Source organism: Pseudomonas sp. LjRoot277 (genome assembly GCF_964253845.1).
Classification (GTDB): domain Bacteria; phylum Pseudomonadota; class Gammaproteobacteria; order Pseudomonadales; family Pseudomonadaceae; genus Aquipseudomonas.
Genome location: NZ_CAXURI020000001.1, coordinates 1,710,080 through 1,725,136, shown reverse-complemented (window position 1 = coordinate 1,725,136; position 15,057 = coordinate 1,710,080). Strand labels below are relative to the sequence as shown.

Genomic DNA, 15,057 nt, shown 5'->3' with positions numbered 1-15,057 from the left:
CGGGGCCGGCGTTTATAGGCGCGAAGTTTGCCATAAACATTGGGTTTTGGCGCCTTTTGCGAGAGCAACGCTCCCACAGGGGTTACGGTTCGACTTGGGTCCACTGCTTGTTCAGGCGCTTGTCGGAGATCGGCACCTTGGTCCCCAATTGTTGGGCGAACAGGGAAACCCGGTATTCCTCCAGCCACCAGCGATAGAGTTCCAGCTGCGGATCGCGCTTGCCTTCCTGGGCATGTTTGTTGGCGCGGGTTTGATATTGCGTCCACAGGCCAGACAACTCGCCACTCCAGACCCGATCCCTCTGCACCTGAGCGCCGATTTTCTCGAAGCGCTGCTCGACCGCTTTCAGATAACGCGGCAATTCCTTGAGCCACTGCATCGGGGTTTCCCGGACAAACCCCGGATACACCAGATGACTGAGCTGCTGCTTGATGTCGTTCAGGGCCACGGCTTGCGCCAGGTCGATCTTGCCCTTGAAGCGTTTTTGCAGGCCGTGCCAAAGCTTGAGGATTTCCAGCGTCAGCTTGGCCAGGCGCTCGGCGTGCTCGGTCCAGCCGCCGCGCTTGCGTTCGGCCAGTGAGGCCAACCCGGCGCCATCGCGAGGCAACGGATCTTCGCCATCGAGAATGCAGCTGTCGAGGCTGGCCAGCAGGATGTCTTCGACCAGACTGTCGATGCGCCCCATGTCGCGGTACATCAGGCCCAATTCGGTCAGCCCCGGCAACTTGCTGCGCAGGAACTTCGCCGGTTCGGCCAGTTGCTGCATCAGCAAACGCTGCAAGGCGCGGCGATGTTGAAACTCGGCTTCGACCGGCGTCGAGAAACGTCCTTCCTTGACCGTGCCGCTCTCTTCCACCAGCGCCGGATACACCGTCATCGATAGCCCGGCAATCTTCTGCTGGGTTTTCTCGGCGACGGCGGCAAACACTTTCGGCTCCACCGGTTGCTGGTTTTTCGCAGTTTGCGGCACAGCCAACGCGGCCTGACTGGCTTCGGCAAAGCGTGCGGTCAGTTCCGCCAGATCACGCCCCTCGCCAAGGAACTTGCCCTGGCCGTCGACGATTTCCAGGTTCATCCGCAAATGACTGTCGACCTGCTGCGACGCTTCGGCCCAGGCTTCATCGCTGACCCGCGCACCAGTCATGCGCAACAGTTCACGACCCAACGTCTGTGGCAATGAGCCCTCGGCGAAGGTCATGCGCTGCAACGCCGCTTTGACGAAGTCCGGCACCGGCACGAAATTCTTGCGCAGGGCTTTGGGCAGGTTGCGCACCAGCGCGATGCACTTGGCCTCGATCACGCCCGGCACCAGCCATTCCAGACGTTCCGGCGGCAGCATCGGCAACAGCGGCGCCGGCACGCGCAGGGTCACGCCGTCACGCGGGTGGTTCGGTTCGAAGTGGTAGCTCAGCGCCAACTCCAGATCACCGATGTGCAAGGTGTCCGGGTAATGCAGCGCGGTGACTTCACTCGCCTCCCGGGCCAGCACGTCTTCTTCGCGCATGATCAGCAGCTGCGGGTCTTTCTGGCTGTTGACCCGATACCAGCTGTCGAAGGTCGCCGTCTGGTGGATCTCCGCCGGCAGTCGCGCATCGTAGAAGGCGAACAGGGTTTCTTCGTCGGCGAGAATGTCGCGACGGCGAGCCTTGGCTTCCAGTTCGTCGAGCTGTTCCAGCAACTGCGCATTGGCCGACAAGCACTTGGCTTTGGACTGAATCTCGCCGCGCACCAGACCTTCACGAATAAAGAACTCACGAGACACCACCGGGTCGATCGGCCCGTAATGCACCGGCCGGCGACCGACCACGATCAGCCCGAACAAAGTGATCTGCTCGAACGCCACCACCTGACCGCGCTTCTTCTCCCAATGGGGTTCGAAGTGGTTTTTCTTGATCAGGTGCCCGGCCAGTGGCTCGATCCAGTCGGCGTCGATCTTGGCGACCATGCGTGCGTAGAGCTTGGTGGTTTCCACCAGTTCGGCGGCCATCAGCCATTGCGGGCGCTTTTTACCGAGGCCCGATGACGGGTGAATCCAGAAGCGCCGCTGACGCGCACCGAGGTAATCGCCTTCATCGGTTTTCTGGCCGATCTGGCTGAGCAGCCCCGAGAGCACGGCTTTGTGCAGTTTCGGGTAATCCGCCGGCTCTTTGTTGAGGCTCAACTGCATGTCGCGGCAGATCAGGCTCAACTGCCGATGGGAGTCGCGCCATTCGCGCAGACGCAGGTAATTCAGGAAATTCTTGCGGCACCAATTGCGCAGCGGGCTGGCGGTCAGCGCCTGGCGCTGTTCTTCGAAACCACGCCACAGATTGACCAGCCCGGCGAAGTCCGAGTCCACGTCTTTCCATTGCGCGTGCGCCTGATCGGCCGCTTGCTGACGTTCCGGCGGACGCTCGCGCGGGTCCTGAATCGACATGGCGCTGGCAACGATCAGCACTTCCTGCAAGCTGCCGAGTTTCGCCGCTTCCAGCAGCATGCGGCCCATTCGCGGGTCCACTGGCAAGCGCGCCAACTGGCGACCGAGCGGCGTCAGCTGGCTGTTGCGGTCGACCGCCGAGAGTTCTTGCAGCAGGTTGAAACCGTCGCTGATGGCTTTGCCATCCGGCGGCTCGATAAACGGGAAATCGGTGATCTCGCCGAGGCGCAGATGCAGCATCTGCAAAATCACCGCCGCGAGGTTGGTGCGCAGGATTTCCGGATCGGTAAATTCCGGGCGACCGATGAAATCTTCTTCGCCATAGAGGCGGATGCAAATGCCCGGCTCGACCCGTCCGCAACGACCTTTACGCTGGTTGGCGCTGGCCTGGGAAATCGCTTCGATGGGCAGGCGCTGGACCTTGGCGCGGTAGCTGTAACGGCTGATGCGCGCGGTGCCGCTGTCGATCACGTAACGAATGCCCGGCACGGTCAGCGAGGTTTCCGCGACGTTGGTCGCCAGGACCACGCGTCGGCCTGGGTGCGACTGGAAAATCCGCTGCTGTTCAGCCGGCGACAGTCGTGCGTAGAGCGGCAGAATTTCGGTGTGCTTGAGCTGGGCCTTGCGCAGCATGTCGGCGGCGTCGCGAATCTCGCGCTCGCCGGGCAGGAACACCAGCACATCGCCGGGGCTCTTGCGTTCGCTGCGTTCGAACGCGGCGATTTCGTCGAGGGTGGCGAGGATCGCCTGATCCACAGTCAAGTCGTCTTCAACGCGGTTGCCCTCTTCGTCCTGCTCCAGGGTCAGCGGGCGATACCAGGTTTCCACCGGGAAGGTGCGACCAGAGACTTCGACAATCGGCGCATCGTCGAAATGCTTGGAGAAACGCTCCAGGTCGATGGTCGCCGAGGTGATGATGACTTTCAGGTCCGGGCGCCGTGGCAGCAGGGTTTTCAGGTAACCGAGCAGGAAGTCGATGTTGAGGCTGCGTTCATGGGCTTCGTCGACGATGATCGTGTCGTAGCGTTCGAGGTAGCGGTCGTTCTGGGTTTCCGCCAGCAGGATGCCGTCGGTCATCAGCTTGATCAGGGTATTGGAATCGCTCTGATCCTCGAAGCGCACCTGATAGCCGACCAGTGCGCCCAAGGGTGTCGCCAGTTCTTCGGCGACCCGGCTCGCCACGCTGCGGGCGGCGATTCGACGGGGCTGGGTATGGCCGATCAGGCCATGCTGACCGCGACCGATTTCCAGGCAGATCTTCGGCAACTGGGTGGTTTTACCCGAACCGGTTTCACCGGCAATGATCAGCACCTGATGCTTGAGCAGCGCTGCTTTGATTTCGTCGCGCTTGGCGGCGATCGGCAGGCTGTCGTCGTAACGAATCACCGGCAGGCTGGCCCGCCGCGCCAACACCTGATCACAGGACGCCTGCGTGCGTGTCACCCACTGGGCCAGTTTGGCCTCGTCCGGTTTCTTGCGCAGCTCAAGCAACTGCCGCCGCAGCCGGTGGCGGTCGGCGAGCATGGCGTGATCAAGGTTTTTCAGCAGTTTGTCGATGGAAGGCGATTCGTCAGTCATCAGGTACGCAATAAGTCGTCTAGTGGCGCAGGGGGCGGATTGTCGCAGATTTAAAGGGCGAACGAGATCCCTTGTAGCAGCTGTCGAGCCCCAGCGAGGCTGCGTTCGGCTGCGAAGCGGTCGTAAAATCAGCCAGCGCGGTGTTTCAGGTAAACCGAGGTGATTGAATTGACGACTGCTTCGCAGCCGAACGCAGCCTCGCTGGGGCTCGACAGCTGCTACATAGATCGTGCGAATACGGTTACTCGTTGTCGAGGCCCTTGCGTCGATATGGGAACACGTCGATGACCTTCCCGGCGCGAATGGCTTCCTGAAGGCTTTTCCAGTAATCGGCGTTGTAAAGCTCACCATGCAACTGATCAAACAACTTCCTTTGCCCCGAATCAGCAAACAAAAACGGCGGAAACTCTTCAGGAAACACATCCAGCGGTCCGATCGAATACCAAGGCTCCGACGCCATCTCGTCTTCTGGCGTGCGCGGTTGCGGGATATGCCGGAAGTTGGCCTCGGTCAGGAAGCAGATCTCGTCATAGTCATAAAACACCACCCGCCCGTGACGCGTGACGCCAAAGTTCTTCAGCAGCATGTCGCCGGGAAAGATGTTCGCCGCCGCCAGTTGCTTGATCGCCAGGCCGTAATCTTCCAGCGCCTCGCGGACCTGAGCGTCGTTGGCGTTCTCCAGGTACAGGTTCAGCGGCGTCATCCGCCGTTCGGTCCAGCAGTGGCGGATCAGCACGGTGTCGTCCTCTACCGACACGGTGGACGCTGCCACTTCGAGCAATTCTTCCAGACAGGCCGGGTCGAACTTGCTCAACGGGAAGCGGAAGTCGGCGAATTCCTGGGTGTCGGCCAAACGCCCGACCCGGTCGACGCTTTTCACCAAACGGTACTTCTCGATCACCGTGGCGCGGTCGACGTTCTTTGACGGCGAGAAGCGGTCCTTGATGATCTTGAATACGGTGTTGAAGCCCGGCAGGGTAAACACGCTCATCACCATGCCACGCACGCCCGGGGCCATGATGAACTGGTCGTCGGTGTTGGCCAGGTGATTGATCAGCGCCCGGTAGAACTCGGATTTTCCATGTTTGTAAAAGCCGATCGAGGTGTACAGCTCGGCGATGTGCTTACCCGGCAAAATGCGTTTGAGGAAACCGATGAACTCCGCCGGCACCGGCACGTCGACCATGAAATACGAACGGGTGAACGAGAAGATGATCGACACGTCCGCTTCATCGGTGATCAGCGCATCGATCTGAATCCCGCGCCCTTCGCGGTGCAGCAGCGGAATCACCAGCGGCCACTGTTCGTCCTGGGTGTAGATGCGCCCGACCAGGTACGCGCCTTTGTTGCGGTAAAGCACCGAGGAAAACAGTTCGACGCTCAGCTCCGGGTCCTTGCAGACCCAGTCCGGCAGGTTCTCGCGTAATTGCCCTTCGAGACGACTCAGGTCGCCCGCCAGGTTGGCGTAATCCTCACTGAAGCGGTAGTCGGCAAAAATGCTCGCCAGCATCCCGGACAACTGGCCGTGGGGCTTGTACGTGCGGGTTTGTGCGGCGCGGGCACGGCGCAAACTTGGTCGGGTGGTGTGGATGAACATGCAGCCGTCGCTGATCAGGTCGTGGCTGAACAGCCCGCAGAAGATCGAGTTGTACCAGGTTTCGGACAGTTCATCGTCGAAGCGCAGGTCGATCAGCGTGATGTAAGCATTTTTGACCAGCGGCCAGCAGCTGACATCCAGCGTGTCGGCGTCGAAAGCGATGTGCAGCCGCGCCACCGTTTCGCTGACTTTTTCTTCGTAGAGATTGATCCGCGCGGCCGACGCTGATTGCGTCTCCTGCCACTTGGCCTGCTCGAAGCGAGCCCGGGCGCCGTCGGTGATCTGGCGGAAATGCTCGCGGTAATCGTCAAAGCCATCGAGGATCATTCGGGCGATGTCGGCGGCTGGCCATTGCTGCGGCATAGGTAAAACCTCGGCGGCTGATTCTTATCGTTGGGGCCTGAGCTTAGTGGCCCTTTGTTACGCAACGCAACCATTGCCTTGCGTCCTGACTGGCGCGACACTTGCGCCCCAATCAAGGAAGGAAAGCGCTGTGAACCCCGTCGATACTCTGCGTTTGTTATCGCTTGCTGCCATTTGGGGCGCGAGCTTTTTGTTCATGCGCATCATCGCCCCGGTGATTGGCACAATCCCCACTGCTTTTTTCCGCGTGTCGATTGCCGCGGTTGGCCTGTTGGTGATTCTCGGGCTGATGCGCATCAGCTGGGATTTCAAAGGCAAACTCAAAACCGTGATGCTCCTCGGAGTGATCAACTCCGGGATTCCGGCGACCCTATATTCGGTGGCCGCGCAAGTGCTGCCGGCCGGTTATTCGGCGATTTTCAACGCCACCACGCCATTGATGGGCGTGCTGATCGGCGGTCTGTTCTTCCATGAAAAACTTACCGCCGCCAAACTTGGCGGTGTGTTCCTCGGGCTGTTGGGCGTGGGCATCCTGACCCGAGCCGGTCCGGTGGCGTTCGACATGGAACTGCTGATGGGCGCCCTCGCCTGCCTGCTCGCCACGACCTGCTACGGTTTCGCCGGGTTCCTCGCACGACGCTGGCTTGATCAGGCCGGTGGTCTCGACAGTCGTCTATCGGCGGTGGGCAGCATGCTCGGCGCGACGTTGTTTTTGCTGCCGCTGTTCGGTTACAGCGTGATCAGCCAGCCACCGGAGAGCTGGGGTGGTTGGAGTGTATGGCTGTCGCTGCTGGGGTTGGGGCTGGTGTGTACGGCGCTTGCGTACATTATTTACTTCCGGTTACTCAGCTCGGTCGGGCCGGTGAAGTCGATGACCACGACCTTCCTGATCCCGCCGTTCGGGGTGTTGTGGGGGGCGTTGTTGCTGGATGAGCCGTTGTCGATGGCGCACATCTATGGCGGGGTGTTGATTGCGGCGGCGTTGTGGTTGGTGTTGAAGGCGGCGGTGGTGAAGGTGGTAGAAGTGACTGCCAAGTAGTTTTGCGGTGTGCCCGGGCCGAGCATGCGCTGGCCAAATAAAAAAGGCCTGGAGCTCACGCCCCAGGCCTTGTTTTGTTTCAGGCGTTTTTACGGAATACGAACACCAGACCGACGATGATCAGCCCCATCCCCAGCAGGCTCAATGCCGCCAGCCGATTGCCGAAAATCAGATAGTCCATGACAGCCGTCACGGCCGGCACCAGGTAAAACAGACTGGTGACATTCACCAGGTTGCCCCGGGCGATCAAGCGATACAGCAGCAAGGTTGCCAGCACCGACACCACCAATCCCATCCACAACACCGGTACGATAAAACCGGTGCTGTGTTCGAAATGAAAGGGTTGGAATGGCACGAAGATCCCGCAGAGCAACAGTCCCGCCAGGTACTGCACTGGCAGCGTGCCGAGGGGATTGTCGGTGATGCGCTTCTGCATGATCGAACCGAACGTCATGCTTGCCAGCGCCAGCAAACCGAAGAGCATACCGGCCAATGACATACCCGCCAGACCGATGCCTTGGTAAACCACCATGATCAAGCCGGCCAAGCCCAGCGACAAACCGAACATTCTGCTGGTTGATCGCTGACGCTCCATGATGACCACCGTAAGAATGGGCTGCACGCCCATGATCGTCGCCATCACTCCCGGCGTGACTTTGAGGTCCAGAGCCAACAGATAGAAAATCTGATAAGCCCCCAGCAACACCACACCTGTGGCCATTGCATACATCATCGGCTTGCCGCCCTTGGGCAGCTTCAGCTTGAGCAACGGCACCAGCAGCACCAGACCGAATAGCGCGATGGCAAAGCGAAACAGCAGAAAGGCAAAGGGTGACGCGTGAGCCAGGCCCCATTTGGAGAAGATCGCCCCGCTGCTCCACAGCAGAACGAACAGGCTCGTGGACGCCGCCGCGAGAGCGGTGTTTTTCGAAAGGACAAACATGAATACCACCTGTAGTCAGGCAAAAAGCCAACTCAGCCGAAACTGAAATTCAGTAGTTTTTTAAGCGGGCGCTTTTTCAGGCGGGCGTGGAAACAGCAGAAAAAAGCTGATCAGCCCGAAAAGCCAACGCCTGGCGGTGATACGACTGCGCACACCGGCGAGCTACTGACAGGTGGGGGGTAATGACTGATCTGCGCAGGCTGCTGATTCCCGCACGGCACGACGCCAGCGTTGACCGCTGAATCGACTACCGCGTTGATGAGGGAAGCAGGCATGGGCTGATCTTTTTTGATAGGTGGAAAGGTGGGTTAGAAAACCACCGAGCGCCGACTATAACCAGCCACTGACATGGATTGCAATGGCCAGTAAAAACAGCTCGCTGCAACGCGACCTGTAGCAGCTGGCGAAGCCTGCGTTCGGCTGCGCAGCAGTCGTGAACCTGAGCCCGCTGTCTTCCTGAAACACCGCGTTGCCTGATTTCACGACTGCTGCGCAGCCGAACGCAGGCTTCGCCAGCTGCTATGTATGGACTCGCCCCCACGTTCAACCTGCTTTTTGAACACTGCTACCCGGTTGCATCTATGTATGAGGCCTGTTCGAGGAAGCCTTCAACGGCTTCTGGCCAACATTGGGTAAGCTCGTGGTATGCCGATTACAGTAAGGCCTCAAGGGCCAGTAGCAGCTTAGGCATCAATCCGCGACGGTCTGACCTGGGTCAATGTTCTTCAGCATGGGTTGGAGCGCTTAACGCCCCGGTGGCAGAACTCTGTTATCAGTGACTCATCGCCGCCTCCTGGCCAGTGCCTGGCTGGCGACGATAAGTCTGGTCGTTTTGCAGTAGCACCCAGAGGATGCGCAGGTTGCGGTTGGCCAATCGCACGGCTGCCTCCTTGCGACCCAGGCGGGATATCCAACGCTGGAGACGTTGGTCATCCGGCTGCTGTGAATCGGGTCGTAGCTGTTTTAAAACGGCGTGGGCACCCTGGATCGTCAGACTGCGCAAGTAAGCATCGCCCTGCTTGCTCATCTTGCCCAACCGGACCTTCTCCCCGCTGCTGTGCTGGCTGGGCACCAAACCGAAGTAGGCGGCGAACAAGCGCGCGTTGGCAAAGCGTTTAGGCTCGGTCTGCTTGGCCAGCAGCGCCGTGGCGATGATCGGGCCAACGCCGCGCACCGTCATCAGCCGCTTCGCCGTCTCATCCTCCTTCGCTGCCGCTTCCAGCCGACCGGTCAGCACGTTGATGCGTTCGCCCAGTTGACCCCATTCACCCAGCAATTCGGCGATGAGTTCGCGCAGCAAATCGGGTAACGGCTGGGTGGCATCTTCCACTATCCGAGGCACGAGTTGGCTGATAGCCATTTCACCCTGCGCCATAGCCACACCATGTTCCAGCAGTAAACCGCGCATCTGATTGCCGACCGCAGTGCGTCGCCGTACATATCCCTGCCGGGCCCTGTGCAGAGCCTGCATCGCCAGCGCCGCCGCACTCTTGAGCGGTACGGCTGAGATCTTGCAATCACGGCCTGCGCGCAAGATAGCCAATGCATCGTTGCGATCATTTTTCGGGCCGTTGCGATGATTGGCCACATGCTGGGCCGGCAGGATGCGGACTGGATTACCCTGCGTTTGCAGCAATCGTGCCCATGCCTGAGCGCCTGGCCCGGTTTCCACCAACACCGTCACGCTCGCTGGAAGCTTATGAAGAAATGCCTGAAAGGCCTCACGTGACTTGATTCGATTCTCGAACAACACCTGACCGAGAACATCCTCCCCGGCCAACTGAAAGACTCTTTTGGCAAGATCCACCGCAACTGTGGTGCATGCCGCCAGATCGGCTGACAAAGACTGATTGATCGTCGTATGCTTTTTCATGGCCTCGCCCTCGCTGTCGTTGGCTTCTATAAGAATGCCACCGTGGCGCACAGACGCCTCGGCTTGGGCGAGTCCATTCAATTACAAAAGAGGGTGTTTCGCTTGATATTTTTCTGTGTTCGGAATCACCCAAACAACCAATATCCCAACAACGTAAACACCACCACCGCCAACACCGGTCGCAGCACACGGTAGGCCTTGGGATTGCGACGCTTCCACTGTTTGATCACACCACTGAACTTGTCGCTGGAGTTCTTGCTCCATGCGTAAACATGGTTAATCCCGCCAACACGTTCATCATCAAGATTCTGCGGTGCAGTGGCGCGCCCCAAAAAGCCACTGACCCAGCGGTTGATGCGGGTCATCAGGCGGTTGCTCAGCGGTCGTTCGATGTCGCAAAAAAGGATGACCCGAGTCTTGTCGGTTTCGTTCTTGACCCAATGCACGTAGGTTTCGTCGAACATCACGTCTTCGCCATCACGCCAGGCGTAGACCTGTCCATCGACGAAGATCCGGCAATCGTCGGAGTTCGGCGTCGACAGCCCCAAGTGATAACGCAGGGAACCGCCGAACGGATCACGGTGCGGGTTGAGGTGGCTACCGCCCGGCAACAAGGCGAACATCGCGCCTTTGACATTGGGAATGCTGCTCACCAGTGCCACGGTTTTCGGGCACAGGGCTTCGGCCGATGGCAGTGGTTTGTCGTACCACTTGAGGTAAAAGCGCTTCCAGCCTTTCTTGAAGAACGAACCGAACCCAGCGTCGTTGTTCCTTTCGGCGGCGCGGATGTAACCCTCGTCGAACAAATGCATCGCTTCGTCGCGGATGACTTCCCAGTTGTCCTTGAGCACATCCAGTTCCGGGAACTTGCTGCGGTCAAGATAGGGTTTGGATGGCACGCTGGAGAACAGGTACATCAAGGCGTTATAGGGCGCGAACAAAGCCGAGTGGTTGACGAACTGACGCAAGACCGGCAAACGCGCCTTGCCGCGTAAATGCACATAGAGAGTGCTGCCGAAGAACAGCAACAAAAGCGACGCCTTTGCGGCAAGGGAAACGGTCATCAACAACTCCTTGATAGTAGACAACTTTGCACAATGCCATTTACCCGACGTGGCAGCCGGCCATGATAAACACTACCGGCCTCGGGAAACACCCGTGTATCCCAACATTCAGTGTTAAGGATTACGCAATAAAGCACTTCTTAACATAAGGTTCCTGAACGAGGGCTGACCTGAATCACCCCCTCCCACCGGATCAAAAAATCGCAACGCCTATTGTTGATTCTCCTGCTCGGTGAACAGATCACTGAACAGCATGCTCGACAGGTAGCGTTCACCGGAATCCGGCAGGATCACCACGATGGTCTTGCCCTGCATTTCCGGGGTTTCCGCCAGGCGGACGGCCACCGCCATGGCAGCGCCGCAGGAAATGCCACTCAAAATCCCTTCTTCCTGCATCAGGCGCAGGGCCATGGCCTTGGATTCTTCATCGCTGACCAACTCAACCCGATCGACCATCGACAGATCAAGATTCTTCGGCACAAAACCGGCACCAATACCCTGGATCTTGTGAGGGCTCGGCTTGATTTCTTCACCGGCCATTGCCTGGGTGATGACCGGCGACACTGCTGGCTCCACCGCCACCGAAATAATCGGCTTTCCCTGGGTATTCTTGATATACCGCGAAACCCCGGTAATGGTTCCACCCGTTCCGACGCCTGCCACCAATACGTCGATTGCACCGTCGGTGTCGTTCCAGATTTCCGGACCGGTCGTTTTTTCGTGGATGGCCGGGTTGGCCGGGTTTTCAAACTGCGACGGCATGAAGTAGGCGGTCGGGTCGCTGGCGACAATGTCAGCAGCCTTCTCGATTGCTCCTTTCATGCCCTTGGCCGGTTCGGTCAGTACCAGTTCGGCCCCCAGTGCCTTGAGCACTTTGCGTCGCTCGATACTCATGGACGCCGGCATGGTCAGCATCAGCTTGTAACCCCGGGCCGCAGCGACGAATGCCAGGCCGATACCGGTATTACCCGAGGTCGGTTCGACGATGGTCATGCCAGGCTTGAGTTTGCCGGTGCTTTCGGCGTCCCAGATCATGTTTGCACCGATCCGGCACTTGACCGAGTAACCGGGGTTACGCCCTTCGATCTTGGCCAGGATGGTCACGCCGCGCGGGGCGATACGGTTGATCTGCACCAGCGGTGTATTGCCGATGGAATGGGCGTTGTCAGCGTAGATACGGCTCATGGCTGGGTCCTTATACAGCGTTAAATAAGCTCTCCAAGGTATGCTTGTTGCCCTTGGTCGTCCAGTCAGTCGAACGTCCCGCAACCGCAGCAGTCAATGGCTTTACAACGCCAGAGATTTGCCATCATGAAACGCCGATACAGTTGGCCCCTGTGGACCCTCGCCGGCCTCGTTGTGCTGCTGATTGCCCTGCACATCGCCCTGCCCTACATGGTGCGCGACTACCTCAACGAGAGATTGGCGAACATGGGTGACTACCGCGGCCAGATTACCGACGTAGACCTGGCCCTGTGGCGCGGTGCGTACAAAATCAATGGACTGAAAATCGTCAAGGTCAATGGCAAGGTCCCCGTGCCTTTCGTCAACGCGCCATTGATTGACCTCTCCGTCAGCTGGCACTCGCTCTGGTATGACCACGCAGTGGTGGCCGAGGCGCAGTTCGACAAACCCGAGGTGAACTTCGTCGACGGCGGTGCCAACAAGAAAAACTCCCAGACCGGTCAGGGCACCGACTGGCGGGCACAATTGGAAAAATTGCTGCCGATTACCCTGAACGAAGTGCGGATCAACGACGGCCGGGTCACCTTTCGAAACTTCAATTCAAAACCGCCCGTGAACATGAATGCCACCCAGGTTAATGCCAGCATTTACAACCTGACCAACGTGGTCGACACCAAAGGCAAACGCGACGCTCGCTTCGACGGCAAGGCTCTGTTGCTGGGGCATGCTCCGCTGGAAACAACGGCAACCTTCGACCCCCTGAGTGACTTCCAGAACTTCGAATTCCGCCTGCGCGCAAAAAACCTTGAACTCAAACGCATGAATGATTTCGCCTCGGCCTACGGCAAGTTCGACTTCAATGCTGGCCATGGTGATCTGGTCATCGAGGCCGAAGCCAACAAGGGCCAACTCACTGGCTACATCAAGCCGTTATTGCGGGACGTCGATGTTTTCAATTGGCAACAGGACGTGGAAAACAAAGACAAAGGGATTTTTCGCTCCATCTGGGAAGCACTCGTCGGGGGTACCGAGAATGTGTTGAAGAACCAGCCGAAAAACCAGTTCGCCACTCGCGTCCAACTCAGGGGCAGCGTGCATCAGCAAGATATCAGCGCATTCGAGGCTTTTTTGCAGATTTTACGCAACGGCTTCATCCAGGCCTTCAATGCCCAGTACGAACGGCCAAAACCGGATGCGGGCTAAGGTTTTCGGGTGACGGTGTAGCGACCGGTTTCTTCCGCCGCTCGCGCCGGGTTCGATTGCTGCTGCAAGAAATCCCAGCCCAGGCAGGCCAGTGCCAGCGATCGCGGTACGGCTTCACGACCACTGCTGTAACGCGTAATGCTGCGGGCACTGACCCCCAACGCTTCGGCCGCCTGATTGAGCGGTAACCCGGTGCGAGCGCGCCAGTCGATGAAGATCCGGGTGTTTTCGTCCAACGCATTTTGTGCGAGAGCATCCAGATAAAGGGTGTCTGCGCCGATCTGGATGTCCAGTTCGGGCCACTCAACGCTCCAGCCTTCATCACCCAGGGTTGCCCCTTCGAAAGCGCCAGCCTCCAGCAATGGCTGCAACCCTGGATAGGCGCGCAGGTCCCGACTCAAATCGAGGTTCAGTTGCTGACCGTCGATAAAGGTCAGCGCCAAGCGGTGATCCGGCAACGCCTGCACGGCCGACAGCCGTGGTCGCTTCATGGGTAACATCGTTTCCAATCCTCCAGCAATTGCACCTGATGGGCCCTGACCCACTCCAGCGCTTCCTTGATAATCAGCGGCGGCGCCTTGCCCACCATCACTTCGACGGTTTCAAGGCTGAGCATGACGTCCAGCCCGCCACCCGTCAGGTGGACATGGGGTGGCGGATGATCCTTCTCGCGCAACTGAATGCGGTACGTATCACGAAATCGGTATTTAGTAGACATGCCCCGCAAGCTATCGCCAAAATGGCGATAGCTCAATACTGGCTAGCGGCCGAGACTGAGTCAAGATGTGACGCCCCATTCAGAGACTGAATAAGCCGTCTGCGTTCACAGTCGACCGGGCACCGCGTTATAGTCGGGTACTACAATTATTGCGCCCCGCCCTGCTTCGTTCAGGTCGGCGTTACCGTTCGAGGATTAGCAGATGAAGTTCGAAGGCACCCAGGCCTACGTCGCCACCGATGACCTGAAGCTGGCGGTCAACGCCGCCATCACCCTGGAGCGTCCGCTGCTGGTCAAGGGCGAACCGGGCACCGGCAAGACCATGCTCGCCGAGCAACTGGCCGAGTCCTTCGGCGCCAAACTGATCACCTGGCACATCAAGTCCACCACCAAGGCGCATCAAGGCCTGTACGAGTACGACGCGGTCAGCCGTCTGCGCGACTCACAACTGGGCACGGAAAAGGTTCACGACGTTCGCAATTACCTGAAAAAGGGCAAGCTCTGGGAAGCCTTCGAGTCCGAAGAGCGGGTGATCCTGCTGATCGACGAAATCGACAAGGCTGACATCGAGTTCCCGAATGACCTGCTGCAAGAACTCGACAAGATGGAGTTCTACGTTTACGAGATCGACGAGACCATCAAGGCCAAGAAACGCCCGATCATCATCATTACCTCCAACAACGAAAAAGAGCTGCCGGACGCCTTCCTGCGCCGCTGCTTCTTCCACTACATCGCCTTCCCGGATCGCACCACGATGCAGAGGATCGTCGACGTGCACTACCCAAACATCAAGAAAGACCTGGTCAGCGAAGCGCTGGACGTGTTCTTCGACGTGCGCAAAGTGCCGGGTCTGAAGAAGAAGCCATCGACCTCCGAATTGGTGGACTGGCTGAAGCTGCTGATGGCCGACAACATCGGCGAAGCAGTGCTGCGCGAGCGCGATCCGACCAAGGCCATTCCACCGCTGGCAGGCGCTTTGGTGAAGAACGAACAGGACGTACAGTTGCTTGAACGTTTGGCGTTCATGAGCCGTCGCGGCACTCGCTGATCCCTCTGTTTAACAAGATAGAGGGCGATA

At 58.8% G+C, this 15,057-nt stretch carries 11 protein-coding genes; 3 read left to right on the top strand and 8 right to left on the bottom strand.

What is annotated here, in order from left to right; translation table 11 throughout:
• Positions 1-82: 82 nt before the first annotated feature.
• Both hrpA and aceK read right to left on the bottom strand, forming a co-directional pair.
• Entirely contained in the window at positions 83-3,994 is a 3,912-nt protein-coding gene (hrpA, locus tag ACSQ87_RS08235; protein ID WP_223432032.1) for an ATP-dependent RNA helicase HrpA, read from the bottom strand.
• A gap of 241 nt (positions 3,995-4,235) precedes the next feature.
• Positions 4,236-5,954, bottom strand: a complete 1,719-nt coding sequence (gene aceK / locus ACSQ87_RS08230) for a bifunctional isocitrate dehydrogenase kinase/phosphatase (RefSeq protein ID WP_223432031.1) — start codon at positions 5,952-5,954, stop codon at positions 4,236-4,238.
• A gap of 130 nt (positions 5,955-6,084) precedes the next feature.
• Between aceK and ACSQ87_RS08225 the strand changes: the two genes are divergently transcribed.
• Positions 6,085-6,993 carry a DMT family transporter gene (locus ACSQ87_RS08225; RefSeq protein ID WP_223432030.1) on the top strand — a complete coding sequence of 303 codons (909 nt, stop codon included), beginning with the start codon at positions 6,085-6,087 and terminating at the stop codon, positions 6,991-6,993.
• Positions 6,994-7,072: 79 nt separating this feature from the next.
• Here ACSQ87_RS08225 and ACSQ87_RS08220 read toward each other — a convergent pair whose 3' ends face one another.
• The 4 genes from ACSQ87_RS08220 to cysK all read right to left on the bottom strand — a co-directional run bounded on the left by ACSQ87_RS08220 (position 7,073) and on the right by cysK (position 12,058).
• Positions 7,073-7,936, bottom strand: a complete 864-nt coding sequence (locus tag ACSQ87_RS08220; RefSeq protein WP_223432029.1) for a DMT family transporter — start codon at positions 7,934-7,936, stop codon at positions 7,073-7,075.
• 772 nt (positions 7,937-8,708) lie between these two features.
• Complete coding sequence (locus ACSQ87_RS08215; RefSeq protein WP_436273578.1) at positions 8,709-9,809, bottom strand: IS110 family transposase; 1,101 nt, start codon at positions 9,807-9,809, stop codon at positions 8,709-8,711.
• Positions 9,810-9,934: 125 nt separating this feature from the next.
• The gene (locus tag ACSQ87_RS08210) at positions 9,935-10,873 is read right to left on the bottom strand and encodes an aspartyl/asparaginyl beta-hydroxylase domain-containing protein (protein ID WP_150655014.1); all 939 of its coding nucleotides are present in this window, start codon (positions 10,871-10,873) and stop codon (positions 9,935-9,937) included.
• Positions 10,874-11,083: 210 nt separating this feature from the next.
• Positions 11,084-12,058 (bottom strand): cysteine synthase A, encoded by a 975-nt coding sequence (gene cysK, locus ACSQ87_RS08205; protein ID WP_223432028.1) that lies wholly within the window; start codon positions 12,056-12,058, stop codon positions 11,084-11,086.
• Between the two features lie 96 nt (positions 12,059-12,154).
• Here cysK and ACSQ87_RS08200 point away from each other — a divergent pair, with 96 nt between their 5' ends.
• A complete protein-coding gene (locus tag ACSQ87_RS08200) occupies positions 12,155-13,261 on the top strand; it encodes a DUF748 domain-containing protein (RefSeq protein WP_436273577.1) in 1,107 nt (368 codons plus the stop codon).
• On the opposite strand, the gene ACSQ87_RS08195 is transcribed toward ACSQ87_RS08200, so the two are convergent.
• Both ACSQ87_RS08195 and ACSQ87_RS08190 read right to left on the bottom strand, forming a co-directional pair.
• Positions 13,258-13,761, bottom strand: a complete 504-nt coding sequence (locus ACSQ87_RS08195; RefSeq protein WP_223432026.1) for a DUF2442 domain-containing protein — start codon at positions 13,759-13,761, stop codon at positions 13,258-13,260. The two genes, ACSQ87_RS08200 and ACSQ87_RS08195, sit on opposite strands and share 4 nt — an antisense overlap.
• A complete protein-coding gene (locus ACSQ87_RS08190) occupies positions 13,749-13,979 on the bottom strand; it encodes a DUF4160 domain-containing protein (RefSeq protein ID WP_033047627.1) in 231 nt (76 codons plus the stop codon). The genes ACSQ87_RS08195 and ACSQ87_RS08190 overlap by 13 nt, the downstream gene beginning before the upstream one ends.
• A 202-nt stretch (positions 13,980-14,181) precedes the next feature.
• Between ACSQ87_RS08190 and ACSQ87_RS08185 the strand changes: the two genes are divergently transcribed.
• Positions 14,182-15,027 carry an AAA family ATPase gene (locus ACSQ87_RS08185; protein WP_008153159.1) on the top strand — a complete coding sequence of 282 codons (846 nt, stop codon included), beginning with the start codon at positions 14,182-14,184 and terminating at the stop codon, positions 15,025-15,027.
• Positions 15,028-15,057: the final 30 nt, after the last annotated feature.

What these genes read in the sequence shown, in the direction of transcription:
- ACSQ87_RS08185 (WP_008153159.1), top strand. Translation starts at nt 14,182, where the DNA reads ATGAAGTTCGAAGGCACCCAGGCCTACGTCGCCACCGATGACCTGAAG.
- ACSQ87_RS08210 (WP_150655014.1), bottom strand. Translation starts at nt 10,873, where the DNA reads ATGACCGTTTCCCTTGCCGCAAAGGCGTCGCTTTTGTTGCTGTTCTTC.
- ACSQ87_RS08220 (WP_223432029.1), bottom strand. Translation starts at nt 7,936, where the DNA reads ATGTTTGTCCTTTCGAAAAACACCGCTCTCGCGGCGGCGTCCACGAGC.
- ACSQ87_RS08190 (WP_033047627.1), bottom strand. Translation starts at nt 13,979, where the DNA reads ATGTCTACTAAATACCGATTTCGTGATACGTACCGCATTCAGTTGCGC.
- hrpA (WP_223432032.1), bottom strand. Translation starts at nt 3,994, where the DNA reads ATGACTGACGAATCGCCTTCCATCGACAAACTGCTGAAAAACCTTGAT.
- ACSQ87_RS08215 (WP_436273578.1), bottom strand. Translation starts at nt 9,809, where the DNA reads ATGAAAAAGCATACGACGATCAATCAGTCTTTGTCAGCCGATCTGGCG.
- cysK (WP_223432028.1), bottom strand. Translation starts at nt 12,058, where the DNA reads ATGAGCCGTATCTACGCTGACAACGCCCATTCCATCGGCAATACACCG.
- ACSQ87_RS08200 (WP_436273577.1), top strand. Translation starts at nt 12,155, where the DNA reads ATGGCTTTACAACGCCAGAGATTTGCCATCATGAAACGCCGATACAGT.
- aceK (WP_223432031.1), bottom strand. Translation starts at nt 5,954, where the DNA reads ATGCCGCAGCAATGGCCAGCCGCCGACATCGCCCGAATGATCCTCGAT.
- ACSQ87_RS08195 (WP_223432026.1), bottom strand. Translation starts at nt 13,761, where the DNA reads ATGTTACCCATGAAGCGACCACGGCTGTCGGCCGTGCAGGCGTTGCCG.